The organism is Cribrihabitans marinus, assembly GCF_900109035.1.
GTDB lineage: Bacteria > Pseudomonadota > Alphaproteobacteria > Rhodobacterales > Rhodobacteraceae > Cribrihabitans > Cribrihabitans marinus.
This window is the reverse complement of sequence record NZ_FNYD01000013.1, coordinates 37,336-61,478: the sequence shown is the minus strand read 5'-3', so window position 1 is coordinate 61,478 and position 24,143 is coordinate 37,336. Positions and strand designations below refer to the sequence as shown.

The following is a 24,143-nucleotide window of genomic DNA, read 5'->3' as shown; positions in this document are numbered from 1 at the left end:
AAAGGCGGTATGGCGCCTCATGCAAATGCATACCTCCGACTGGCGGGAAACTTCTCCGCTGCCACCGGGACGCCGGTCGGAAACAACCACCCGAGGTCGAAAGGAGAAGAACCGGGTGCTTGAAGCGGCTGTCGCGATTGACGGCGCGAGAAGGAGTATCGGAATGTATCTCAAGATCAATGGCGTCCAACTCGGCAAGCCGGGCTCATCATGACCGCCATGAAGACATTCTTCGACGCGAACGGAGGCGGCCTCATGTTGATCCGGCTCGCCGGCCTCATGATCGAGACGTGTCCGGACCGCCTCAGGGAGCAATGTATGAGATGGCTCGCGCCATGGGCATGACCAGCGCTCGGCGTCTGCGCCGGGACCTTGACGCGCGCAGCATGGTGCTGCGCCGAGAAACCGAGGAGACGGTCATGAACAAGTACTATCTGGAGATGCCCTTGGAGGATCTCTGCGCGAAGACTCTGTTCGAACTGGAAGCCGCATCGGAAGGGCTACTGTCGGCAGACATCGCCGGGAGCGCACACGACCGGGCCACTATGGCACGGTGGGCCGCCCGTGTGAGCGGTGACGGCGGCCTGAGGGCTGGCGTGTCAAAGACGATCACGCCGATACTTGCCCTCCTGGAAAACCAACTGGGCGAGGAAACGACAGGTTACTGGAATGTGTTCGAGGGGCATCCCGACACGGAGGACGGCCCGGTCGGTACCGTCGTCAGAATGCGGATCGTCACGGACCGGGGAGAGCGCATCCGAGACTGGCACGACAGGCTCCGTCGTCTCAGACACATGCTGCAGGTCGCCGAGGCCCGCCTTGGCGCCGAGCGGGCGGTCAATCGAAGGATGGCATTGTGAATTAGGGTGCGCCTGATACGCAGTCCTGTCGATGCGCAATCCCCCAACCGTCCGATCCGAAGGTGTTGTCATGATCAGGAGATCTGACCCCTTCGGCGGGGATCTGGACAAACTCGCGCATGATCTCGGCATGGCGTGGTCACGGTGCGCGCATGCCCGCACCCGGAAGCTCGGCGGAAGGACATGACGAAGAAGGCCCGGGCACATGTCCGGGCCTTTCTGGAAAGGTTACTGCTCAGAGAGACAACCTTGCGTTCGGGAGGCACACGACGGCGATCCGAATTATCAGGTGCTTCCGGTCACCTCCGCCTGCCTGCATCACTCCGGGTACTTCCCTTCGACCACCTTCATGATGAGGGAGCGGCGCCAGCGGCTCGAACGACCTTGTTTCTGCGCTTTGGGAAACGCCCCGCGTTTGATGTCGCGGTAGATGCTTGCCTTGGAGCGAGCTACGATTTCACAGACCGCCGTGATAGGCAGCAGAACGTCATGGGGGATGTGTTCGTGGTTCATTCTTCTTCTCCGATTGCTGAACTGGAGAAGAAATGATGTTGATCCGGTTTCGCCGGAAACGCGGATGTGCCAGTAGTCGTGTTCTATGCAATAAATCAAGGGAGGGAAGTCTGTCGTCCCGCTGTCGTCCCGGAGCAACATCAGCCCAACACCATATATACAGCAAGATCGAAAAAGCGTTTCGTTACATTATCTTGCAAGTGGTGCCCGGGGGCGGAATCGAACCACCGACACGAGGATTTTCAATTATGCTTCCACGTCATTGGGGGGATGCTGACTCGGTCGCAACCGTCTGACAAACGGGTGTTTTTTGGCTGTTTGCGATCATTTCTGGGCCTTGAGTATACTGAACATATCCGGAACGATCCGAGTAAAGTTTCACACAAATTACACATGGGGACTGATCAAGTTCTTCAGTTGTTCCGGCGACCATGCATGACATTGCCTCGCCAAGATAGACCGTTCGCAAGTTGTCGTGTAACCGTAGACCTTCAGCATTCGAGCAAAGGCGAACTTCGGAGAAAATCGTGTCTAAGAAGAGGTTGAACGCAGCCTTGCGCGATCTGTCCGAAAGCGCGTTCGATTTTCTTGAACGGTCGGTGGCGGAAATCGAGACCCATCCCAAGTATTCCGTGATCCACTTCGCCACGGCTGTTGAATTGATCCTGAAAGCGCGGTTGATGCGAGAGCATTGGACTCTTGTTGTCGAGCGCACATCGGATGTCACCTTGAACGATTTCCTTTCGGGAAAGGCAAAGACGGCAACGCAGGCGGATGCGATCAAGCGGCTAAAGAACGCCTGTGGTGAAAACATTGCATCGGACGCGGTAGCCCAGTTCGAGAAGATCGCTGCGCATCGCAACCGTATGATCCATTTCTTTCACGAGGCGGGTAGGAAAGAGGCAGACGACAAGCTGACTGAAGAAATCGTCAAAGAAATCTGCCTTTCGTGGTTTCATTTGGACCGCTTGTTTTCGGAGTGGAGCGACCAGTTCGATGCCTTCCAGGCTGAAATCGCTTCCGTCGACACAAAGATGAAAGGTCTTCGGGAATTCCTGAAGGTTACTTTCGAGCGCCTGAAACCGGAAATCTCGACGCTCAAGAAGGCCGGAACCGCTTTCAATATCTGCGCGGGCTGCGGGTTCGAGGCGGCAGCGGTAGAGCAAATCGAGGGGATGCTGTTCGAACAGCGGTGCAAGGTGTGCGGTCTGGGCGAGACCTACCTTGAAATTCCGTGCCTGGCCGAATGCGGGACCTTGCTGCATATCGAAGCGGAATATGGGTCTGACCGGACCTGTCCGAACTGCGAATACGATGTCACGGCAGATGATCTTGCCGAAGTGCTGGACACAGAAGGCTGTGACCCATCGGATTTTCACATGCCGATCAACTGCGCATACTGTTCTAGCCTCGGAACAGTAGTCCAGCACCACGAAATCTTCATCTGCACGGAATGCCTCGAAAGAGATGTGGGCGCGCCCACCTGCGAATGGTGCAATGAAGCGCAGATCGGCGGGGGCGATCTGGAACACGGCCATTACACGGGCTGCGAGTTCTGCGACGGGCACGCGGGCTAGATGAAGGACGACTAGATCATCCTTCCGCCCAGCGCACGGTTTCGGTGGCTGATCCATGTCGACGCCGATCAGGGCGAGACCTTGAGGATCAGGAACCGCCAATCATTGCCCTCGTTTTTCCATTGAAATGTGTAGTCGTGCCTGAGCGTTAACGGCGGGCCATAGGGCATTTCGGTCCGATAGGTCAACTCCCGCTGTGCTTGATAGATGTGCCCTTCTCTCAAGGAAAAGTCAGCGGTGCCGGGCCTGTGATCGCCAAATTCGGGGTCATAGTAGTGCGGGTGATCAGTGAGCAGCACGAAGAATCCAACGTCGCAATGCTCTTCAAGGTAGATTTCCAAGTTTGCCAAGTCGGCGTAGGAGTCGTATCGGTTGTTGGGTTCTCTGTGATTGATCCGTTTGAAGAGTTTGAGTTCAACCGCGCACCGGGTTTCGTCTTCGCCAACAGTGAAGAAAACGTCGATTTCAGCGTTGTTTCGCCCCTTCTTGGGAAAAACGCCACCATCAGCGCGCTGAATTCGCCTTTCCATAATGATTGAGAATGGTAAATCTTCCTGTCTCGCCAACAGGTGCAGGCAAAGGGCCAAGTGGTGCTGAATGGTCGCCTCGTTTGTCTCTCCCAATTCCCCTCGGTTTACCTGACCGATTACCTCTTGCAAGGCGCGCAAAAACAATTCCTCTGCGGCCTCGATAGTCACGTTATGCCCAGCCTTTCGATGCGGGGTATCTCGTGCCCAGCATGTAAAGGCCCGAGTGAACGTCGATCATGCTCCATCCCGATCTGCCCTGGAGAAGTTCAGCCATCAAGGCATTGTTCTCGTAAATCGAGCCAGGTTCGAAGGCTTCATCGTCCAGTTCATTCCCGGACGGCGGCGTCTTGAGAATCTTGGCGTTATGCAGGATTTTGAGACCGTTGAAGATCGGTCCTCCCGGCGGCAGCATGACTTCCCGATTGGTCAGGGTTGCTGCCAGCGCAGGCTTGGAAAACAGAGCCACCATGAACATCGCGGTCGCGTTCCAACTGCCGATATATTTGGGCCGATCCATTGACGGCGACACTAGTGGCGAAAGCCATCGTTCCTGCGCACGGCCAATCATTCGCAAGTCGTCGGGCAATGTCGCGGGCAGCTTCACCCGTTGAAACATCAGGTATCCGCCCCGGAGCGACTGTTCGATGGGGGTCGGGCCACGCTCCAGGTGGAAGGTTCTTGCAACGCTCAAGGCAGCGGGATCGAGGTCGGTAAGCACCTCGATAGCGGCGGCGGTGAAGTCTTCGTCGACCTTCGCCAGATGCCCCCAGCCCAAGCCGACGGCAAAGCAAACCTGCCACGGATTCGCGTCCGGGAAGGTCTTCAGATGATGCGAGATTTCGTCGAAAGCCATCGTGTTCAGTTTCTTGCTACCCTGAAACAGCAACTCCTGAACCTTGGTGCGCGCCGGGCCACCACCCGCGCCGCCGCCTTTGGCGCAAAGCTCGTTGAATTCGACCTGTACCGGGTTCAGAGGGTTTGATTTTCATTTCGGTTTCCGGCCCAAGTTGATCACTCCTGTTCGTTCAGTGGCGGCAGGCACGAGACGATCCGCACCGTTTCCACGCTCACGCGGGTCACACGTTTGACCAAATCAACGATGTAGTGCGGATCGTCGGACCAGTCGTTCGGGTCATTCTTAATCTGGCTGGCCTTGTGTATACTGACCTTATACCGCTCCATCACCCATTCAAGCGCCGATTTGCCGTTTACCACATAGCCGTAGGCTTCCAGCGGGATACCCTTCAGAGTCAGGTGCGGGTTGTAGACGATCACGGATTTGTCCTTGCCGCCGCTACCCTTGCCAAAGACCATCTTGTGAACGCGGTAGTCGGCATCTTCCATGACCAGACGTCCCGATTCCTCTTCCAGCGGGTAAGGCTCCACGGTTTCGTAGTTCAGGTGCCACTGGCCCAATTCATGGCCTGCGTTGCTGAAGGCGCGGAAATCGGCGGCGAAGGGGATGCGGGGGACCATCTTTTTCAGGTCGGAGGCAAAGCGATCCTTGTATTCGGGGGAATGCAGGATGCCGTAGACATACCAGAAGATGTCTTCCTTGGTGATGCTGTCGTCCTCATACCGACTGCGATATGCGCCCAGCGCCCAGTCGGAAATCGCATCGCGGCGGATGTAGCCGTCTGCGTCGGGCGTGGGGCGATCCGCAAACATTTCGCCCTGTGGCCGATCCTCGTTTTCGTCGACGTGTTCGTACCAGTAGAGCGGGAAGCATTGCCCGGTGTCGGTCAAGTGCATATTGGGCACATGATCCGTGACCAGGGCGGAATAGCCCTTGCGATCCGCAACGCCCGTGCTGGAAATCACGATGTTACCATGTCGCGGCGTCGGGAACAGCTTGGGCTGTTGATAGACCATTTCGTTCATTCGACGGTCGAAATAGAACCATTGCCGATTGAAGGGGCGATATGCACTTTGCACGATAGCCTCACCCCTGAACTGAACGGGCTTGTCGCGGGTCGCGTCAGCTTTCAGAGCGCGTGACCAGCTAATTTTTCTGGGGTCGGTATCCACAACCTCTTCAATCTCCGGTCTGTCGCCTTTCTGAAGCCCCGCGCAGACACGGGCGTATCGCTGGCGTTCCGCTTCATAGGCGGCGATCATGCCTCGCATTTTCGATGCAAGTTTCGGTTCCGAGAAATCATAGGCCCATTGATCCCGGCTTGTAACAACGCCCAGCGAATACAGGTCGAAAAGCACATTCGCTTTAGCGCTATCCTTCTCGCCCAAGGGAACGAATGCGTCGAAAGCAGGATCACGTTGATTTGCCCAATCCCCTTCGGCGTTCGGGCGCAGCCGTCGCCACGGCACAGCTTCCAGACTTGCGAAGTCTTCGATGATGGCCAGCTTTTCCTCTTGGCTGAGGTAGTCGCCAATATCGTGATAATGCAACTGACAGGGACCTTCGTGAGCCGGGTCCTTCACCATGATTGTGATGGCAACCGGGGTGCGGGAACCTGAACCGAAAATCTTGCCGCCTTCACTTTGGGATTTCTCACCGGAGGTCCGCTGATCGCCTCGCAGGTTGAAGACATACAAATGGCTGAATTCTTCGGTTAGGCTCAGTCGCAGCCCGTCCATATTGTTCGCCTCAAGGAACGATCCGTTCGTAACATAGGCGACGATGCCGCGATCCGCGATACGGTCAGACGCCCAGCGGATCGCGCGGATGTAGCTGTCATAGAGGTTCTTGAGCAGTTTGGCGTTCGATTTGGCCGCGTAGGTTGTCCTGATCTTGTCGTCCAGCGTCGGGTAGGCGAGGTTCTTGTTGTTGTCGTTCTCGCTGTCCTGTTGCGCAGAATAGGGCGGGTTGCCCACGATCACCTGAATGGGCTGGGCAAGCTGCCGTTCGGCGCGTTCGTTGTTTTCCGGCAGCACGACCTTGTCAACCATGTCGCCGTCTTCGGTCATCTGGAAGGTGTCGATCAGGATCATCCCGTCAAACGGGCGATAGGTGCCGGTGATGCCGTGATACGCCGTCTCGATATTCACCGTGGCGATGTAATAGGCGAGCAGGACCAGTTCGTTCGCGTGCAACTCGCCCGCATATTTGCGCACCAGCGCCTCGGGCGGGATCAGCCCCGACTGGATCAGCCGCACAAGGAAGGTGCCGGTGCCGGTGAAGGGGTCGAGGATTTGCACGCCCTCGCTGGACAGCGATTGCCGGAAGTGACGGCGCAGCGCGGCATCGGCGGACCGCAGGATGAAGTCGACGACCTGAACGGGTGTATAGACGATGCCCAGCCGTTCGGCCATGCGCGGGAAGGCGTTGTTGAAGAACGTGTCGTAGAGGTTGCGGATGATGTCCTGTTTCGACTTGTCGCTTTTCGCCAGGCTGATGCGTTCGCGCACGTTGTCGTAGAAGCGTTCGAGGCTTTCGGTTTCGCTGTCGACGGACCCCGCGTCGAGTTTGTGAACGATGGCTTCCAGCGCCTTACCCACGGCGTTGTGCGCCGGGAAATCCGTGCCCTCGAAAAGCGCCTGAAAAACCGGCATCGTCAGGACATGCTGGGCCAGCATTTCAATGGCTTCGTCCTGCGAGACGGCGGGATTGAGCGTGTCTTGCAGCCCCTTCAGGAAGCGGGCGAATTCTTCGGCCACGTCAGGGTTGCCGTCGATCATCGCCTTGATGCGGGTGATCAGCCGTTCGGCCACGGGACCGATGGATTTGGCCCATTCGCTCCAATATTCGCGGTCGCCCAGTTTCTTGGGGATCGCGGCATAGACCGCTTCGCTGATCGCGTCGATTGGCAGGGCCGGGAAATCGAGAGGCAGGCTGTCGCCCCCTTCGCCGCCGCCTTCACCCTCGCCGGATTTGTCGTCGCCCGAGACGACTTTGACCTTGCGGCGGAACTCGGCTTCGTCGACGAGGGACTCGTCATGGGCACGCAGGGCCTTGATCACCTTCCAGATGCTGCGGAACTGCGGATCGCTTTCGATGTAGCTGTTGTAATCGGCCACGTTCTTGGACGGCATACAGACCGGCAGGATGATGTAGCCGTATTTCTTGCCTTCCGCCTTGCGCATGACGCGCCCGACCGATTGCACGATGTCGACAATGGACTCGCGGGTATCGAAGAACACCACCGAGTCGAGCGCGGGCACGTCGATCCCTTCGGAGAGGCAGCGCGCGTTCGACAGAATCCGGCAATTGCCGGAACCTGGGTTGTCCTTCAGCCATTCGAGCGCCGATGACCGTCGCAAGGCGTTCATCGTGCCGTCGACGTGGTCAAGCTGGCAGTCGATCATGCCCGGCACGTCATCGGGTTGATAGGTCTCGGCATAGAGTTCGGCCAAGCGCCCGAAGGTTTCCGTCATCGCCTTGGACGACTTGATGGACCGCGAGAAGGCGACGGCGCGGCGCATCGGTTCGGTGTCTTCGGTCAGGTCTTCTTGTTCGCCGTCCTCATCCACCAGGACCAGCCCTTTCTTGGACAGGCCCTTCCAGCTTCCCACGATCTTGGTGGCGAAGTTGATGTCGATAGCTTTCTTTTCGTCGAGTTTGTAGGCGCGGTTGTAGCTGTTCGCCACGGCGCTCATCTTGTCCTGTTCGACGGCGACGATCAGCACCTTGTATTCCGACAGAAGATCGCGTTCGACGGCCTTGCCGAAGCCCAGCCGGTAGAATTCGGGGCCAAAGGTGTCGAGTTCGTCCATAGAATACAGGACGGCATCGTTCTGATCCGCTTTGGCCTTGGATGCATCGGCATAGATACGCGGCGTTGCGGTCATGTAGAGGCGTCTCTTGCCCTTCACGATGCTGTCGTCATGCACCTTCACGAAATCGGAGGGGTCTTCGCCCGGAAGGGTCAGGCCGGTTGTCCGGTGCGCTTCGTCGCAGATGATCAGGTCGAATTCGCCAAGCCCAGCGCGCTGGGCGTCGGACACGACCTGAATCGACTGATAGGTGGAGAACACGACAACGCGCCGCCCATGTGTCAGGGCTTGCGCAGCATTCGCCAGTTTCCGCGAGTCCGTGGTCGCGGGGTAGGCCAGATCGTGCGTGCGCAGGTCCTCTTCGTCGCGGCCCACCTTGCTGTCGGAACAGACGACAAAGGCGTGGATCGGATCATGCGCTTGCGCCGTCCATTCCCGCAGGGTCTGCGACACAAGCGAGATCGAAGGGGCCAGGAACAGGATGCGCCCGCCTTCAGGCACAATCGTTTCGGCAAGGCGCAGGGACGTGAATGTCTTCCCCGTGCCGCACGCCATGATCATCTTGCCGCGATCTTCGGTCTGGAAGCCCTCGATCACAGCGGCGATTGCCTCTTCCTGATGGGGTCGCGGCGTTTTCTTGGGGCGAAGGCGGATCAGGTCAGGGCGCGAGAGGCTGAATTCCGTCCAGTCAATCGGGCTTCCCGCCAGATCGGCAAGGCTTATACGGGAAACGGGAATGGTCTGCCCTTCGATGGCGCTTTCCGCGTTCCTGTTCCATTTATCAGTGGTCGACACGAGAATACGGCGCGCGAACTGCTTGCTGCCGTCATTCGAAGTGAACTGTTTTCCTGATGCAGACAGAAAGGAATCAATGTCGGCTTTCTGGATCGTGTGACTTGGATCGAAGAACTTGCACTGGATCGCCCAGTAGTCGCCAGTCGCCTTTTCACGGGCCACGAGGTCAATGCCCACGTCAGCACCCCAGCGGTCTGGCCATTCTTCCCAGAGCCAAACATGTTCCAAGAGATCGGAATACTGAGGGTCCCGGACCAAGTAGTTTGCAATCAGCCGCTCAAACAGCCTGCCCTTGCCGCGCTCGTCGCTGGATAGTTCCCGAAATTGTGAAAGAACTCTATCAATCTGCTTGTGACCCATACCCATACCCGCTGTGGTGTCTTCACCCGTTAGATCACTCAGACCTCTCCAGCCGCAAGTGGTGGGATGCCCAGAATTCGCTGCTAGTCTTCGCTCCGATCAAGAACTTCGAGGAGCCGTTCCAGCTTCGCATCCAGGTCTCGGCTCTTGCCAGCGTTGCGGATCAGCTCGCGCTGTCGAGCGAGTGGGATTTGACCATAGCTGGAGAGTGTCGTCACGACGCTTTCGTGGCCAAGGTTCTGGCTGAAAGCTTTGAACTCTTCGGGTGTTCGGCAAGTGAGGTACGCGTACTCGACGACGGTGTTTCTTACACGGTGCGGGGTAAAGTAGGGGAGCCCAGCTCCGGTGAACGCCCGCTTGAAAATCTGTCGAATAGGCTGGGAATTGGACCACACTTGACGTTTAATTCCATCCACAACCGGTCCCCTTTGGGGGTCAATCCGTTGCCGCGATTGAGGGAAAAGGGGATCGTCAGGCTGCCACCGGAGTTCGTCACGCAGGTAGCCAACCCAGGAGAACAGAACGCCTTCAATCTCAGGCCCAAGCGGCAACAGCACCGACTCGATCAGCTTGCTGTTCTTCGTGCGGACGGTTTTCGGGTCCTGCACGATCATCTGCCGGTCGATGTCGACATGGCCCAGCCGCAAGGAGGCGGCAGCATTGTCACGGATGCCGGTCATCATTAGAAGGGCAAATACGGCGCGATTACGTTTTTCCAGAATGCTTTCCGAAGGCATCGACCCTAGTGCGCGCTTCAATTGATCCATGGTCGGTGAGGGCTTCGAAGGCGAAGATGTAGCCGCGCGTATGTCCTTTTCGGAGAGGTTGAAGTAGGCGATAGCGTTGGTGTCGATCTTGGACTTGAACCCAGGCTGCACTGACAACCAACGGAAAAACCGTTGCACCGCTTTCAAGGTCGAAAGAACGGTCGAGTTTCCTAGACGTGTACTTTCGTCGGCAGGAGCGGACAGCGCCGCCCTGAAACCTTTTGCCTGTTCGCGATTGAAGCGCCCAAAGTCGCAGTAACCGGTGTATTCCTCAAAGCGCAGGATCGCTTTTTCGACCCCGCGCACGGTGGCTTCTGACTTTTGATCCGCTTCGCACAGGAACTCAGCGTAGTCACGCTTGATCCGTTCATTTCCCGCGTTGAACTTGTCCATTTTCGTCTTGCTCCTTTGAGTCACCATCCAAGAGGGGAATGCTGCTCCCCTTTAGGCTTGGGGTCCGCCTCTGGAGTGGCCCGAATGACGCGGTGTATTCTTGCAGTCGTGAAACGCTCCCTGCGCGGCAGATTTTTCTGCCACATGTGCAGCAAGCCCCAACCAGACGAACCGTTTTCTCATTGAGATCGCCAATGTGGACAGAGCCCAAGATTGGCAGGCGAGGTGCTCGGCATGAAAGGCAGTACATTTCATCTGGACCGCACTTTTGCTTCTTGCCTCTGGCTCTGGCGTCCAGGTATCTGCGAAGTTCTGCGCCGTGGATCAGGGTTGGGCTCTGGCCATCGATTGAACCCAACCCGCTCTTCAGCCAACGGCGAACAGTGTGAACGTGAACTTCGAGAAGCGCTGCTACTTCAGGTACAGAATAGGTACACAGGATACGGATGCGCCTGCGGTCCGGGTTCTTTGATCCTGGCATTGTGGCGGCCCTAGTCGCCCGCCCGCATGTCACGACCGCCGGTTCCCGCAAGACGAGGTGCGGCGGCAATCCAGGATTGCAGGTCTTCGAGGAAGTAGAAGGCACGTCCACCCAGCAGCACATATTGCGGTCCTTGGCCTTTCATTGCCCAATCGGCGAGGGTTTTCGGCGAGCAGCCAAGGTAGCGGGCGGCGTTCTTGCGGTCCATTCGTCCATCCGGGTGCATGAAGACGCGCTGCGTGTCAGTATTGATTTTCATGGTTTGTTTCCTTGCTCTTTAGGTTTTGCCGGTAAGTACACAGAAAGAAGAGCAAGACATGTATTGAAACTCAATACATAACGTGCAAAATGGATCACAGCGGAACGTTTCGACACGAGGACATCATGACAATCAAGGCTTCTAAAGGCTCTGGATCGAAATTGGGCAGGACGGAGACAGTCTCGATTCGGCTTGATCCACGCCTAAATTACCTGTGCGAATTGGCAGCCCGATCACAGCGTCGAACGAAATCGTCGTTCATCGAGGCCACTCTCGCTGAACAAATCCAGACACAGGCCATCAACAAATGGCGCGACACCGGTCAAGATCAGCCAGATACATTCGGCGAAAAGGCGGATGTTCTTTGGCACGTCCGGGAAAGCCAACGGCTCGTGTCCCTTGGGATCATCGCACCAGAATTGATGACATTCGAAGAACAACACATTTGGGCATTGATTGAAGAAAACGGATTTTTTTGGCGCGGCCAGTGGCGAGGGGATGTCTGGCGCTATCAAGTCAGCTTGGACGACATAATCCGCGACAGGGTGGATAAGTATTGGGAAGATTTACTCGCGGTCGCGACTGGCGAGAAAGACTCGAACACTCTGCCCCGTGTTCGGCCACCCGCAACCCGCGACATTGACGACGACGAAATTCCTTTCTGAGGTTCTCCACAATGGCTACCAGATTCTCCAAGCTGACACGTCCTGCTATCCGGACCTTGAAGGTTGGTGACAGCCTTTCCGAACATGGGATTACATTTCGCCGTGACGCCAATGGTGATGGCGTCTTTTCCGTCAATATCATGGTGGACCGTCGGCGCATTCATCGCGTGATCGGTCGGGAATCTGAGGGAGTGACTCGGCAGCAGGCGGAAGACTTCATTGCCCAGGCCAGAACTGACGCAAGGCGTCTGCGTTTGGAGCTGCCCGATGGACGCAAGACGCCATTGAGCTTTCAGGAAGCCGCGACCCGATACGTCCAGAGGCTCCGCGACAGTGATGGCAAGAACATCGACATCAAGAAGCGCCAATTGAAACAGCACTTGGTCCCGTTCTTGGCGGAAAAGCCGTTGAGTGCCATCGAATCCTTCGACGTCGAGCGATACAAGAAAACCCGTCGATCAGCAGGCGCAGCGAAGGCGACGGTGAACCGGGAGCTGGCCACCCTTTCCCACCTACTGAACCAAGCTGTTGAGTGGAAGTGGATCAAGAGCAAGCCCGTCAAGATCGTGCGCTTCAAGGAAGACAACCAAAGGATTGTCTATCTGACTGATGAGCAGTGCGTAGCACTTCTGGAAGCTGCGGCATCGGATCACAACGAAAACATCCATGCCTTCGTCATGGTTGGATTGCACACAGGGATGCGCCATGCGGAGATTCTTGCGATCCGACGTGAAGATGTCGACGTCAGGAAGCGAGTGATCTGGGTTCCACAGGCTAAGGCGGGGTCGCGTGAGCAACCAATTACACGCGAGCTGGCAGTGTATTTAGGAAAACGCATAGACATGTTGCCGCCGGGCTGCGAATGGATGTTCCCCTCTCCGGGAAGCGCCACCGGGCACGTCCACACTATTCGCAAGGCGTTTCGCCGATCCGCTGAACGCGCTGGGCTCGATCCCGACCAGATCACCCCTCACACGCTTCGCCATACGGCGGTGACGCATCTGGTTCAGGCGGGCGTCGACCTGCCCACAGTCCAGCGCATTTCCGGTCACAAGACGTTGTCCATGGTTGCGCGCTACGCGCATCAAAGCGGGTCGCACATCGAAGCTGCAATGGATCGGTTGGAAGGGCGGGTCAGCGGCACCCAGGAAGACAACATCCGCAAGTTAAAGCCGAAAAGTTCGGCGTGATTACACACGAATTACACGTGCACTTAAGTGCACCAAGCCGGATGGGGTCTAAGTTATTGATTTTTATGGTGCCCGGGGGCGGAATCGAACCACCGACACGAGGATTTTCAATCCACTGCTCTACCCCTGAGCTACCCGGGCACGGGAGCGGGCTTGGCCGCTGGGTGGGGGCCTTCTAGGCCGGGGAAATGGCGGTGTCCAGAGGTTTTGCGCACTTTTTTAGTGGCGCCGCGACGGGTCGGGATCCGGGCTGTTGTCGGGCAGTTCGTCAGGGCCGGGTTCGACCGGTTCCAGCGTGTAGGATCCGTTCAGCCAGCGGGCCAGGTCGAGGTCGGCGCAGCGGCGCGAGCAGAATGGGCGCCAGCGTTGTGCGGTCTGCTCGCCGCAGATCGGGCAGCTCATGCGAGAGCCTCCGACAGCGGCAACCGGCTGCGCTGGCGTTGCAGTTCGTAGTGGCCCAAGGGCGTCCATCCCGCCAGGGTGGTCTCGATGGCGTCGGCGCGAAACGCGGCGCGCAGGGCGGTTTCGAACCCGCGACGGTCCTTCTTGGCCATCGGTGCCAGGTCCAGCGTGATCTGCCCGCCCAGCCCACGCAGGCGCAGCGCGCGGGGCAGTTCGCGCGCGCAGGCCAGGTTGGCCTTCAGCCCCGCCGCCAGCGAGGTGTCGGCTCCGGTGTTCACATCCACCGCGACCAGCGCGCGGGTGGCCTCGACATAGAGATGGGCGCCGCCGGACAGAGGTTCCGATATCCCGCGGACAGTTTCGAGCGTATCCAGCACGCCGTGGGTTTCGAACCCGCCGGCCTGCGTCACAACCTCGGCCGGATCCGTCCAGTCCCGCCAGGCCTGCGCATGCGGGCCGTCGCCATCCAGCAGCTTCTCCGGCGCCGATCCGGGATCATCCAGCACCTGCGCGGCCAGATCGACCATCGCCTCGATATCCCGGGCAACCTCGTCCCCGTCCGCCCCGGCGCAGGCCGAGCGCAGGATCAGGCCCATGCCGCGACCACCCATCGCTTCATGTGCGATCTCCAGCAATCGGTCGCGCTCGTCCTCGTCACGGATCGTGCGCGAGACGTTCAGGCCGGGGGCGTCGGGCGTGACGATGGCATAGCGGCTCTTGAACAGCAGCTTGGCCGTCACCGGCAGGGCCTTGCCCGGCTCGGCATGGCCGGTGACCTGTACCAGCAGCGGCGCGCCCGGGCGCAACCCCTTGACCTGGCGCAGAAATGCGGCGCCGTCGGGCGTCGACAGGAACATGCCGCCCTGCCCCTTGACCGGCCGGTCGGCGCGGGCGCGATAGATGGTTCCCGGCGCGGGCGCGTCGGCGGCGATCAGCAGGTCGTCCAGCCGGCCGTCGACCATCAGCGCGGCGGCCTCGCGGCCCTCGTAGTGGTCCAGGATGATCGTGCGGCCCTTCATGACGCCTCGCGATAAAGCGGATAGCCCGCCGCCTGAAGCAGGCCAGCGGTCTCGGCCAGCGGCAGGCCGACGATTGCGGTGAACGACCCCGAGATCCACGGCACGAAGGCCCCGGCCGGTCCCTGGATGCCATAGGCGCCCGCCTTGCCCTGCCAATCGCCGGTGGCCAGATAGGCGTTGACCTCGACATCCGACAGTCGCTTGAGCTTGACCTGGCTGATCACGTCGCGCTGCCATATGGCATCGCCCTTGCGCAGGGCGACCGAGGTGATGACCCGGTGGCGGCGACCGGACAGGGCGAAGAGGAACTCGGCCGCGGCGGCGGCATCGGCGGGCTTGCCCAGGATGCGGCGGCCCAGGGCCACGGTGGTGTCGGCGCAAAGCACGATGTCGTCCGGACCCGACGGAACCGCCCGCGCCTTTTCCCGGGCGATCCGGGCGCAATAGGGGCGCGGCAACTCGCCCTTGTGCGGCGTCTCGTCGATGTCGGGTGGTTGCACGGAATCCGGCCTGACGCCAAGCTGCGCCAGCAGGTCCAGCCGGCGCGGGCTGCCCGATCCCAGGATGAACGCCATGAAACGGGCGTTACTTGAAGCGATAGTTGATCCGACCCTTGGTCAGATCATAGGGGGTCATCTCGACCTGAACACGGTCGCCGGCAAGGACGCGGATGCGGTTCTTGCGCATCTTGCCTGCCGTATGTGCGATGATCTCATGGCCGTTTTCCAGCTCGACCCTGAACGTCGCATTCGGCAGGAGCTCCTTCACGACACCGGGAAATTCGAGCGTATCTTCCTTGGCCATGTTGTCTCCATAACAGATTCACCCGCACATTGCGGGACGTGCGCTTAAATGGTCCCATCCGGCCTTTTTTTCAAGGCCCTTCTGACAGAAGCGAGGAATTTGTGACGGATGCGGCGCGCGGGTCCTGCTCGCTCCAGTGCGCCCGGTTCAGCACGACCCCATCGGCCCGGACATGGGCGATGGCCGCGGGGTCGAGTTCGGCATAAGTCCAGCCGGGCCGGTTCAACTCTCCCTCGGCCAGAACGCCAGTCTGGGGGAAGCCGGTGTCGGGCGGGCCGAACACGCCACCGCATCCGGTGTTGGTGTCCACGGCCTCGGACCAGTCCGCCTTGCCCACGACCGAGGCCATGACCGTCACGCACTGGTTCTCCAGCGCGCGCGCCATCGCGCCGATGCGCACCCGCCAGTAGCCCGACAAGGCCTCGGTGCAGGACGGCACCAGGATCAGGTCCGCCTGCGTCAGCGCCCGTCCCAGCAGCGGGAATTCGACGTCATAGCAGATCAGCACGCCGATCCGCCCCAACGTCGTGTCGAAGAGCTTGAGCGGACCGCCGGGCGCGATCTCCCAGGTCTCGCGCTCGAACCGGGTCATGATCTGCTTGTCCTGGTGATCCTGGCGGCTGTCCGGCGTGTAGATTTCGGCGCGGTTCACAGGGCGGCCCTGCGGCACGGCCACGGGTGCTGACGCGCCCAGGATATGCACGCGATGCTCGGCGGCCAGCCTCCGGTGCAGACCCGCGGCATCGGCCATCCGGTCCGACACGGCGTGGATCGACCGTTCCAGATCGCCGGCGGCGTCCGCGCCCGCCAGGGTGGCCAGCTCCATCGCGCCGTATTCGGGAAAGACCAGCAGGTCCGCCCCCTGCCCGGCGGCATCCGACACCCAGCGTGCGATCTTGTCCTCGTATTGCGCCCAGCTGTCGAGCCAGTCGAGCGGATAGGCGGCGGTGGCGATCTTCATGCTGTGCTCCGATTTGCCCGTCCGATCAGTCGCGCAACACGGCCATGCTGTCGCTGTCCCAGCCCAGCCAGACCGGATCGGACCCGACCGCCTGACCGGTCTCGGCATCGACGAAGGCCCGCAGGGTCGCGCCCTGCGCCTCTTCGACGGCCAGGTCGACGGCCATCCGGCTGCCGAGGAAGGTCTTGCGCACGACGCGCCCCTGGACCGCATTGCCGGTTTCGGGTCGGGCGTTGTGAAAACCCAGCTTTTCCAGGCGCAGCGAGGCGGTGATCGTCTCACCGGGCCGGGGCGTCGTGCCCGAGGCATGGCCGCGCAGGGTCTGGCCGAACCAGTCCATCACCACCGCATCCCCCTCGCGCCCGCGCATTTCGCCCGAGATCAGGTTCGTCTCGCCGATGAACTCGGCCACGAACCGGCTGGTGGGGTGGAAATAGAGCTCTTCGGGCGTGCCGTCCTGTTCCACGCGGCCGTCATTCATCACCACGATGCGGTCGGACATGGTCAGCGCCTCTTCCTGGTCGTGGGTCACGAAGAAGAACGTCTTGTGCGTGCGCCGCTGGATCGATTTCAGCTCCTGCTGGACCTGACCGCGCAGCTTGGCGTCGAGCGCCGCCAGCGGCTCGTCCAGAAGCAGCAGCGCCGGGTCGGGCGCCAGCGCGCGGGCCAGGGCCACGCGCTGCCGCTGCCCGCCCGAAAGCTGGCCCGGATAGCGGTCGCCATAGGCGCCGAGTTCGAGGAAATCCATGATCTCGTCCTGGCGCGCGCGGATCGCGGCCCTGTCCATCCCCTTGAGCTCCAGCGCAAACGAGATGTTCTGCCGGACCGTCATATGCGGGAATAGCGCATAGTCCTGGAACACCATGTTCACATGGCGTTTTTCGGGCGGCTGGCGGGTCACGTCCGTCCCGTCGAGGATCACGCGGCCGCTGTCGGGCTGCTCGAACCCGCCGAGGATGCGCAAGGTGGTCGACTTGCCGCAGCCCGACGGGCCGAGGAAGGTGACGAACTCGCCGCGCGCGATATCCAGGGTCAGGTTCTCCAGCGCGACGGTCTCGCCGAAGGTCTTGGTGATCTGGTCGATCCGGACCAGGGGATCTTGGGTCATCAATTGGTATCCTTGTTCGCGCGGCGGGTGAACCTTTCGGCCCAGATGCCGATCGCGGCAGTCAGAACCAGCGCCACGGTGGCAATCGCGTTGATCTCGGGCGACATGCCGGACTTGAGCTTGGCGAAGATCAGCACCGGCAGGGTCGGGTCATATCCGCCGAGGAAGAACGAACGCACGAAGTCGTCGAAGCTGAGCAGCAGGCAGAAGATGCTCGCCCCCAGGATCGCCGGCACCAGGTAGGGCAGCGTGATCCGCAGGAAGGCCACCAGCGGATCGGCGCCCAGGTCGCGCGCCGCCTCGATCTGGCTTTTCGGCAGGGTCGACAGCCGCGCCATCACTACCAGCACGACGAAGGGCACGTTGTGCACCGCATGCGCCCAGATGATCGCGCCCATGCCGGGCTCGATCCCGAGGTAACGGGCATAGATGCGAAAGGCGATGGCCGAGATGATGCCCGGCACCAGCGCCGGCAGGACGGTCAGGCCGAACATCACCCCCCAACCCTTGAACCGGCTGCGCTCCAGCAGCACCGCGATCCAGGTTCCGACCACGACCGAGGCGATGGTCGAAAGCACTGCGATGGCGATGGAATAGCCGAAAGTGGACAGCACCTCGGCATCGGCAAAGACGCCCGAATACCAGTCCAGCGTCCAGGAGCGGATCGGAAAGCCGATGAACTTGCTGTCCTTGAAACCCATCATCACCATCAGGATCAGCGGCACGAAGACATAGAGCACGAAGGCCCAATAGGCGCAGGACAGGAAAATGCGGTTGCCGCGGATCATCCGGTATCTCCCTTTCGCAAGCCGCGCATGACGCGCTGGAACACGCCGGTGATCAGCAGCGCGGCCAGGAACATGATCGTGGCAAAGGCGGCACCGGTCGGCCACTCGTCGCCGGCGACGTGGAAGAAGCCGGCGATGGTCTCGGCAAAGACGGTGGTCGAGGGCCCGCCCAGCAGCACCGGTGTCGCGTAGAACCCCGTCGAGATCAGAAAGACCAGCGTGCAGCCCGAGGAAATCCCCTCCAGCGTCAGCGGCAGCGTCACCCGGCGGAACCGCGTCCAGGCCCCGGCCCCGAGGTCTGCCGCGGCCTCGTTGTAGCTCTTGGGAAGCTTCTCCAGCGCCGAGTAGAGCGGCAGCAGCATGTAAAGCGCGGTGAGGTAGACGATACCGACCCCCATCGAGAAACTGGTATACATGAACGGGATCGGCCGATCGATCAGGCCCAGCCATTTCAGCACCAGGTTCACCGCGCCGGTATTGCCCAGCAGGATCATGATCGCATAGGTGCGCACGATCTCGCCCACCCAGAACGGCACCAGCAGCAGCAGGAGCATCAGCATCTGGTTCCTGCGGCTGACGTGACGGGCCAGGAAATAGGCCACCGGATAGGTCAGGATCAGCGTGCAGAAAGTGAACACCCCGGCAAAGGCGAGCGTCCGGAAGAACGGCATCCAGAAGATCCTGTCGCCGAAGAAGCGCAGGTAGTTGTCGAGGGTGAAGCTCTGCTCGACGCCCTGGGCCACCGGATAGGCGTCGGTCAGGCTGACGCGCAGCATCTGCAGCATCGGTCCCAGGTGCTGGGTCAGCACCCAAAGTATGGGAAACGCGGCCAGGATGACGAATTGCCGCCGCGGCGATGCGGTGGTGAAATCGGCCAGCGCCCGATACGGACCCCAGGCCACCAGGCGCCCCCAGGCGGTCAGCCCGCCAGGTTGACCGGCAAGTCCGGAGGGATCCTTGCGCGCGGATGCGTCGGAGCTCATGCTTTCTCCTCTTGCCGGGACGAAAAACCGTCCCGCCCGCCGGAGACCGGCGGGCGGATTGTCAGAAAAACCGGATCAGGCCGCCTTGATCGCCTCGACCGCCGGGTCGACCAGGCCGTACTTCAGCTCGTTGGCCTCGGCGCGGAAGAACTGCAGGTTGGCCAGCTCCTCCTCGCTGAACGACGTCGACTTCCTCTCCAGGTCGGTCAGGTATTCCGACGCGCCCTTGTAGGTCGAGATGAAGCCCGACGCCTTGGTCATCGACGCGCCGATCTCGGGCGAGGCCAAAATCGCGTCGAGGAACGCATAGGCGTTGTCGGCGTTCGGCGCGTTGTTGGCGATGTTGAACGTGTAGACGAAGCCATAGCTGCCTTCGCGCGGTATGGTCATCGCCAGCGGGAAGCCGTCGTTGATCAGGGCCGCCGCCGGTCCGTTCCAGGAATGGCCCAGCGCGATGTCCTGGTTGACCATCATCTGCTGGAACTCGGCGCCGCTGTCGTAATACTTGCGCACCAGAGGCTTCTTCTCGATCAGGAACTGCTTGGCCTCCTCGACGATGGCCGCGGCCTTATCGGGGTCGTCCATATAGGCGACCATGTTGCCGTCATAGCCCTTCATCAGCATCACGATCGACATCATGTCCTGGATGATATAGGCGGTCTGGCCCTTGTATTTCTCCGAAAACAGCGTGTCCCAGGACTGCGCCTCCTCGGCTGTGACCAGATCGGTGTTGTAGGACAGCACCTCCATCCCCGACAGGATTGGCGCGCCCCATTTGTTGCCGTTGATCGTCGCCCAGTCGCTTTCCGAGAAGGTCGGGTTGATGTTGCCCCAGTTCGACAGCCGGTCGGTGTCGAGCGGGGCCAGAAGCTCGCTGTCGATGAATTGCAGGAAGCGGTGGCCGGCCACGGTCATGATGTCCACGGTCGGGTTCGGCGCCTCGGCGGCCAGCAGGTTGAACTGCTTGCCCTGGTCGTCGACCAGGCGCACATTGACCTTGATGCCGGTATCGGCCTCGAACTGCTTCTTGAACGCCTCGGGCACGAAATCGTTGTAGGTCCAGATGTTGACCTCGTCGCCCGCGGCATTGGCGCGGCGCAGATAGGCGGGGCTTGCCAGCGCCACCCCGGTCATCGCGGCGGTGCCCATGAAACGGCGTCGGTTGAGTGTCAGTTTGGTCATCTTGCGGGTCTCCTTGCTGGTTCAGTCTGGTCCGTATCTCTTGTTGTTCAGGACACCGGGTGCGGTGCCGCCCGCAGCAGCCCGGTACGGGCGGCCCGCTGCAGATCCTCAAGCGTGAATCGATCGAGCCGCAGGGCGGCCAGAAGGGCGTTCTCGGACGCGAAATCGCGGCCATACATGGCCGAGAAGATCGCGATCCCCGCCTCGTGCAGGGTTGCGGTGCGGCCCGCCAGCCGGCCCAGCACGGCGGTCAGATGCAACCCGTAGGGCACGTCCTCGGTGACGTAACGGCTGTCGGCGGTGGCGGGGCCGGTGCCGCCATTGCCTCGCGCGTGCATCTGCTGGTTCATCTCCGAGATCGATGCCACCGGCACGTGGAAGCTCAGGTGGAAATGCTCGAAGATCGTCTTGACCTCCAGGCCAAGCGCCTCGGCGATGGCCAGCCGTTCCAGGTCCAGCTGTTCCAGCAGGCGGCCCACCTTGGGCGTCACGTTCTGGCCCTGGCTCCAGACCTCGCCGCGTTCCATGCGGGTGATGTTGCCCAGGGCGATCCCCATGTGGTTCTGCGGGTTGAGATTGGACAGCGAGATCGCCAGCAGCCCGTCACGCGGCTGGAACCTGTCGCCGAAGAGATCGCGGCAGAGTGTCAGGGCGCTCTCGGTCTCGCTCTCGGGCACCGTGCAGCTGTCGACCCGGGCGCGCAGCGTGTTGACCTGGACCGCAGCGCCGTCCTGGCGCCGGCCGGTGACAACGGTGGTGCCCCAGGCGGTGATCGGCGCAGCAACGCCGCGCGCGGCCAGCGCCTGCGCCAGATAGACCGCGCCCAGCGAGGCATGGGACGAGATGATGACATGCTGCCCTGCCCGGACATGCGGCGCCAGGGCATCCAGCACCATCTTGTGCCCGTAGGCCGGCAGCGCGATCAGCAGCACGTCGTTCTCGGCCGCCAGCTGCGCCGCCGAACCGGCGATGCGGGGCGCGAAACGGGCCTCGACCGCGCCGGTGGCGGTCAGCGGCGCGCCATCCAGCGCGGCGGTGCCCGCGCCCGAGGGCGACCAGAGCATCGGGTCATGTCCGCGGTCAGCCAGAAGCGCCGCGGTGCCGAACGCGATCGAGCCTGCGCCCGCGATGCCGATGCGCTTGGGCCCGCTCATGCCTCGGCCTCCTGCCGGACCGGATCACCCAGCACGTGCATCAGCCGGTTGGCCCAGCCAAAGAGCGCCGAAGACAGGATCAGGTCCAGGATCTCCGCCTCCGCCAGCCCGGCATCGCGCAGCATCTGCATGTCCTCCGGCGTCGCCTCGGGCGGGGCCTCGGACAGCTTGCGCGCAAAATCGAAGATCGCCCGGTTCCGCGGGCCCAGCTCGGCCTCGCCCCCCTTGTCGAACAGCGCATCGGTGACGGCTGTGTCCTTCTCCAGCTTGGCGTGGCGGTCTGCATGAACCGCCGCGCAATAGATGCAGCGGTTGACCATCGAGGCGGCCAGCGCGCCCAGTTCCCGCTCGGCCCGCGACATGCCGCCGGGATCGTACATGATCGCGTTGAAGAGCGGCGAGCGCACGGCGAGGCTTTCCACGTCATGGGCCAGGGTCAGCACATAGTCGGACACTTTGGTGTTCGACGGCGTGACCTGGAGCGCCTCCAGCTGCTCGGGCGTGGCCTCGGCCAGGTTCACCGGGGTCACGCGCGGCTGCCATTGCGGCACCGAGCGGGTGAATTTGCGCACCACGCGGCTCATGCCGAACCGCCCCGCATCAGCCGTAGACCGGCGACGACCCGCAGCTGATAGGCGAGAAAGGCGGCCAGTTCACACAGCCGGACGATATCGGCATCGGACAGGCCGGCGTCCTGCAATGTCGAGATGTCCTCTGGCGCGATGTCTTTCGTGGCGTTCGCGGCCTTGTCGCAAAAGGCGACCACCCCGGCCAGGCCCTGTGCCGCGCCGGTCTCATCGGGATCGGCCAGCGCGGCCATGTCCCCGGCCGCGTGCAGATAGTGATCGGCCAGCGCCGCGTCCCCGGCCTGGCGCGCCACGCGGGCCGCCAGCGCCGCGCGCAATTCGTGGGAAAACCCGCCCGCATAGAGCGGCCGCAGTACCGCGGCCTCGGCAGCATCGGTCATCTCGAAGATGTTGGCGCGGTCGGCGGCGGCCTCGGCCACCGTGCCGCCGGTGATCCCGGCGACGGCCAGCGCAGTCGTCTCCAGCGCGCTCATGCCACCTTGCCTTTCCGCTCTTGCGCCGCGGCATCCAGGTCCGTCGGCTCCCATTCGCTGCCGTCCAGCTCGGGCGTGTCATAGTCCTGCATGCCCTGCCAATGCGTCTCGATATCCTCTTGGTAAAGCGTTGCCGCCAGCGCGCGGGCCAGCCAGGCCGCGCCGTCACTGATGCCCGGTATGTCGCCGCTGACCTTGCCCATGCTGGCCGATGCGCCGTAGTTGAAGCAATAGACATTGCCCAGCCACGGCGCCTGCCCCGGTTCCCGCTCGCGAAAGGTGAAATCGGAGTTGAGATAGGGAAAATGCGCCAGATCCCGCGATGCCTCGCCCGGCGGCGGGGTATAGACGTCCTTCCACAGCAGGATGTCGCCGGCCGCTTCGCCGAACTCGGTGCGCGCCATCGGGTCGATGACGAAACCGGTGCCCAGGATCACGAAATCCGCCAGATAGGATGTGCCGTCCGCAAAGTGGATGCGCGCGCTGTCGCCCTCGGTCTCGATGCGTGTCGTCGCCTTGCCGAAGTGGAAATGCGCGTTCGGGTGCCGGCTCACCCGCAGGGTCGAGCCGTGCGGCGGCGGTGTCTGGGTGGCAAAGCTGTATTGCATGAAACGCCAGCGCCATTCATCGGGAAGCGCTGCATACCCGGCGGTAAACCCGAAACTGCCGATACCCATCATCTTGTTGATCGTGGGCATCTCGCGGCGGCGCACCAGGTGGCGGACCTCGGCGGCGCCGTGTTCCAGCGCCTCGGCCGCATTGTCCACCGCCGACGCGCCGACACCGATCACCGCAACCCGCTTGCTGGCCAGCGCGGCAAAGTCGATCTCGTCGGCGCTGTGCGCCCACAGGTGACGCGGCAGGCCTGAGACGAAATCGGGGATGTTCGGCCCGCCGGTGCCGTCGCGCCCGGTGGCGAAGATCAGCTTGCGGGTCAGGACGGTGCCGCTTTGCGCTCCCGACAGGGTCAGCCGCAGCAGGTCGCCCTCGGGCTCGACGCGATCCACCGAAACGCCGTTTTCGACCGGGATATCAAGGACTCTCCGGTACCACTTCAGGTAGTCCATCCACATCGGACGCGGGATCTTGTCGAGCGCCTCCCAGGCGTCGGATCCGAACTGCGCGCGATACCAGGCCTGGAAGGTCAGCGGACCCAGCCCATAGGCCGGCCCCGTCAGCGCCTTCGGCGAGCGCAGCGTCTCCATCCGCGCATAGCTCAGCCACGGCCCCTCGCGCCCCTCTCCGCTGCGGTCCAGCACGCGGACATTGTGCATCCCGCCCGTCCTGAGCGCTAGCCAGGCCAGCATCCCGCACATGCCGCCGCCGATGATGACGATGTCGGTGATCCCCTCGCGCTGCGGCACCCAGGCCTTGCCCGGATAGCACAGGTGTTCCAGATCCTCTTGCAGCCGGGATTCGAGTGCCGGCAGCCCCTTGCCGTCGATCCTGTTGGTGGCGTCATGTTGCATTCGGCGGTTCCCGGCCTGAAGTGTCGTTTCGGCGTCGAGCAAGTTGCGCGGGACAAGCGGGTGCCGCCCGTATTTCCGCAGCCTTTGTCGGAAACGCGGTCCCGAAACCCCCGGCGGAAATGTCTGAATTGCTCGGTTTCATGTCTAGCAGG

At 61.5% G+C, this 24,143-nt stretch carries 24 protein-coding genes and 1 tRNA gene; 4 read left to right on the top strand and 21 right to left on the bottom strand.

Annotated elements, in window-relative coordinates:
* The first annotated feature begins 314 nt into the window (after window positions 1–314).
* Complete coding sequence (locus tag BMX57_RS18270) at window positions 315–860, top strand: hypothetical protein (RefSeq protein WP_177175497.1); 546 nt, start codon at window positions 315–317, stop codon at window positions 858–860.
* A gap of 318 nt (window positions 861–1,178) precedes the next feature.
* On the opposite strand, the gene BMX57_RS18265 is transcribed toward BMX57_RS18270, so the two are convergent.
* On the bottom strand, window positions 1,179–1,373 hold the full coding sequence (locus BMX57_RS18265) for a helix-turn-helix transcriptional regulator (RefSeq protein ID WP_092370715.1): 195 nt from the start codon (window positions 1,371–1,373) through the stop codon (window positions 1,179–1,181).
* Between the two features lie 527 nt (window positions 1,374–1,900).
* Here BMX57_RS18265 and BMX57_RS18260 point away from each other — a divergent pair.
* A complete protein-coding gene (locus tag BMX57_RS18260) occupies window positions 1,901–2,950 on the top strand; it encodes a hypothetical protein (protein WP_143057947.1) in 1,050 nt (349 codons plus the stop codon).
* A 68-nt stretch (window positions 2,951–3,018) separates the two neighbouring features.
* Here the strand turns inward: BMX57_RS18260 and BMX57_RS18255 are convergent, their stop codons facing one another.
* From BMX57_RS18255 to BMX57_RS18235, 6 genes are all read right to left on the bottom strand, one after another.
* On the bottom strand, window positions 3,019–3,648 hold the full coding sequence (locus tag BMX57_RS18255; RefSeq protein ID WP_092370709.1) for a hypothetical protein: 630 nt from the start codon (window positions 3,646–3,648) through the stop codon (window positions 3,019–3,021).
* Window position 3,649: 1 nt separating this feature from the next.
* Window positions 3,650–4,333: a hypothetical protein gene (locus BMX57_RS18250; RefSeq protein ID WP_229724288.1), complete on the bottom strand. Its 684-nt coding sequence runs from the start codon at window positions 4,331–4,333 to the stop codon at window positions 3,650–3,652.
* Window positions 4,334–4,491: 158 nt separating this feature from the next.
* Entirely contained in the window at window positions 4,492–9,306 is a 4,815-nt protein-coding gene (locus tag BMX57_RS18245; RefSeq protein ID WP_092370703.1) for a DEAD/DEAH box helicase, read from the bottom strand.
* 83 nt (window positions 9,307–9,389) lie between these two features.
* Entirely contained in the window at window positions 9,390–10,466 is a 1,077-nt protein-coding gene (locus BMX57_RS18240) for a site-specific integrase (protein WP_177175496.1), read from the bottom strand.
* Window positions 10,441–10,947 (bottom strand): helix-turn-helix domain-containing protein, encoded by a 507-nt coding sequence (locus BMX57_RS21120; RefSeq protein ID WP_177175495.1) that lies wholly within the window; start codon window positions 10,945–10,947, stop codon window positions 10,441–10,443. The genes BMX57_RS18240 and BMX57_RS21120 overlap by 26 nt, the downstream gene beginning before the upstream one ends.
* 10 nt (window positions 10,948–10,957) lie before the next feature.
* Window positions 10,958–11,206, bottom strand: a complete 249-nt coding sequence (locus tag BMX57_RS18235) for a helix-turn-helix transcriptional regulator (RefSeq protein ID WP_092370697.1) — start codon at window positions 11,204–11,206, stop codon at window positions 10,958–10,960.
* A 125-nt stretch (window positions 11,207–11,331) separates the two neighbouring features.
* Here BMX57_RS18235 and BMX57_RS18230 point away from each other — a divergent pair, with 125 nt between their 5' ends.
* Both BMX57_RS18230 and BMX57_RS18225 read left to right on the top strand, forming a co-directional pair.
* A complete protein-coding gene (locus BMX57_RS18230; RefSeq protein ID WP_143057945.1) occupies window positions 11,332–11,871 on the top strand; it encodes a hypothetical protein in 540 nt (179 codons plus the stop codon).
* 11 nt (window positions 11,872–11,882) lie between these two features.
* Window positions 11,883–13,061, top strand: a complete 1,179-nt coding sequence (locus BMX57_RS18225; RefSeq protein WP_092370691.1) for a tyrosine-type recombinase/integrase — start codon at window positions 11,883–11,885, stop codon at window positions 13,059–13,061.
* A 66-nt stretch (window positions 13,062–13,127) separates the two neighbouring features.
* Here BMX57_RS18225 and BMX57_RS18220 read toward each other — a convergent pair.
* The 14 genes from BMX57_RS18220 to BMX57_RS18155 all read right to left on the bottom strand — a co-directional run bounded on the left by BMX57_RS18220 (window position 13,128) and on the right by BMX57_RS18155 (window position 23,991).
* A tRNA-Phe gene (locus BMX57_RS18220) sits at window positions 13,128–13,202 on the bottom strand.
* A gap of 78 nt (window positions 13,203–13,280) precedes the next feature.
* Window positions 13,281–13,463: a DNA gyrase inhibitor YacG gene (locus BMX57_RS18215; RefSeq protein WP_092370688.1), complete on the bottom strand. Its 183-nt coding sequence runs from the start codon at window positions 13,461–13,463 to the stop codon at window positions 13,281–13,283.
* Complete coding sequence (locus BMX57_RS18210; protein WP_092370685.1) at window positions 13,460–14,482, bottom strand: ribonuclease E/G; 1,023 nt, start codon at window positions 14,480–14,482, stop codon at window positions 13,460–13,462. Before BMX57_RS18210 ends, BMX57_RS18215 begins: the two co-directional genes overlap by 4 nt.
* Complete coding sequence (locus BMX57_RS18205; RefSeq protein ID WP_092370682.1) at window positions 14,479–15,057, bottom strand: Maf family protein; 579 nt, start codon at window positions 15,055–15,057, stop codon at window positions 14,479–14,481. Before BMX57_RS18205 ends, BMX57_RS18210 begins: the two co-directional genes overlap by 4 nt.
* Before the next feature lie 10 nt (window positions 15,058–15,067).
* The gene (gene infA, locus BMX57_RS18200) at window positions 15,068–15,286 is read right to left on the bottom strand and encodes a translation initiation factor IF-1 (protein WP_005620785.1); all 219 of its coding nucleotides are present in this window, start codon (window positions 15,284–15,286) and stop codon (window positions 15,068–15,070) included.
* 70 nt (window positions 15,287–15,356) lie between these two features.
* The gene (locus BMX57_RS18195; protein WP_092370679.1) at window positions 15,357–16,247 is read right to left on the bottom strand and encodes a carbon-nitrogen hydrolase family protein; all 891 of its coding nucleotides are present in this window, start codon (window positions 16,245–16,247) and stop codon (window positions 15,357–15,359) included.
* Window positions 16,248–16,272: 25 nt separating this feature from the next.
* Window positions 16,273–17,355, bottom strand: coding sequence for an ABC transporter ATP-binding protein (locus tag BMX57_RS18190; protein ID WP_092370676.1), 1,083 nt, complete (start codon window positions 17,353–17,355; stop codon window positions 16,273–16,275).
* Window positions 17,355–18,143, bottom strand: a complete 789-nt coding sequence (locus tag BMX57_RS18185; RefSeq protein ID WP_092370673.1) for an ABC transporter permease — start codon at window positions 18,141–18,143, stop codon at window positions 17,355–17,357. Before BMX57_RS18185 ends, BMX57_RS18190 begins: the two co-directional genes overlap by 1 nt.
* Entirely contained in the window at window positions 18,140–19,126 is a 987-nt protein-coding gene (locus BMX57_RS18180) for an ABC transporter permease (protein ID WP_092370670.1), read from the bottom strand. The genes BMX57_RS18185 and BMX57_RS18180 overlap by 4 nt, the downstream gene beginning before the upstream one ends.
* A gap of 75 nt (window positions 19,127–19,201) precedes the next feature.
* A complete protein-coding gene (locus BMX57_RS18175) occupies window positions 19,202–20,308 on the bottom strand; it encodes an ABC transporter substrate-binding protein (RefSeq protein WP_092370667.1) in 1,107 nt (368 codons plus the stop codon).
* A gap of 47 nt (window positions 20,309–20,355) precedes the next feature.
* Window positions 20,356–21,462 carry an NAD/NADP-dependent octopine/nopaline dehydrogenase family protein gene (locus BMX57_RS18170; protein WP_092370664.1) on the bottom strand — a complete coding sequence of 369 codons (1,107 nt, stop codon included), beginning with the start codon at window positions 21,460–21,462 and terminating at the stop codon, window positions 20,356–20,358.
* Complete coding sequence (locus BMX57_RS18165; RefSeq protein ID WP_092370661.1) at window positions 21,459–22,046, bottom strand: peroxidase-related enzyme; 588 nt, start codon at window positions 22,044–22,046, stop codon at window positions 21,459–21,461. Before BMX57_RS18165 ends, BMX57_RS18170 begins: the two co-directional genes overlap by 4 nt.
* Complete coding sequence (locus BMX57_RS18160; RefSeq protein WP_092370659.1) at window positions 22,043–22,522, bottom strand: hypothetical protein; 480 nt, start codon at window positions 22,520–22,522, stop codon at window positions 22,043–22,045. The genes BMX57_RS18165 and BMX57_RS18160 overlap by 4 nt, the downstream gene beginning before the upstream one ends.
* Window positions 22,519–23,991, bottom strand: a complete 1,473-nt coding sequence (locus BMX57_RS18155; protein WP_092370656.1) for an NAD(P)-binding domain-containing protein — start codon at window positions 23,989–23,991, stop codon at window positions 22,519–22,521. Before BMX57_RS18155 ends, BMX57_RS18160 begins: the two co-directional genes overlap by 4 nt.
* Window positions 23,992–24,143: the final 152 nt, after the last annotated feature.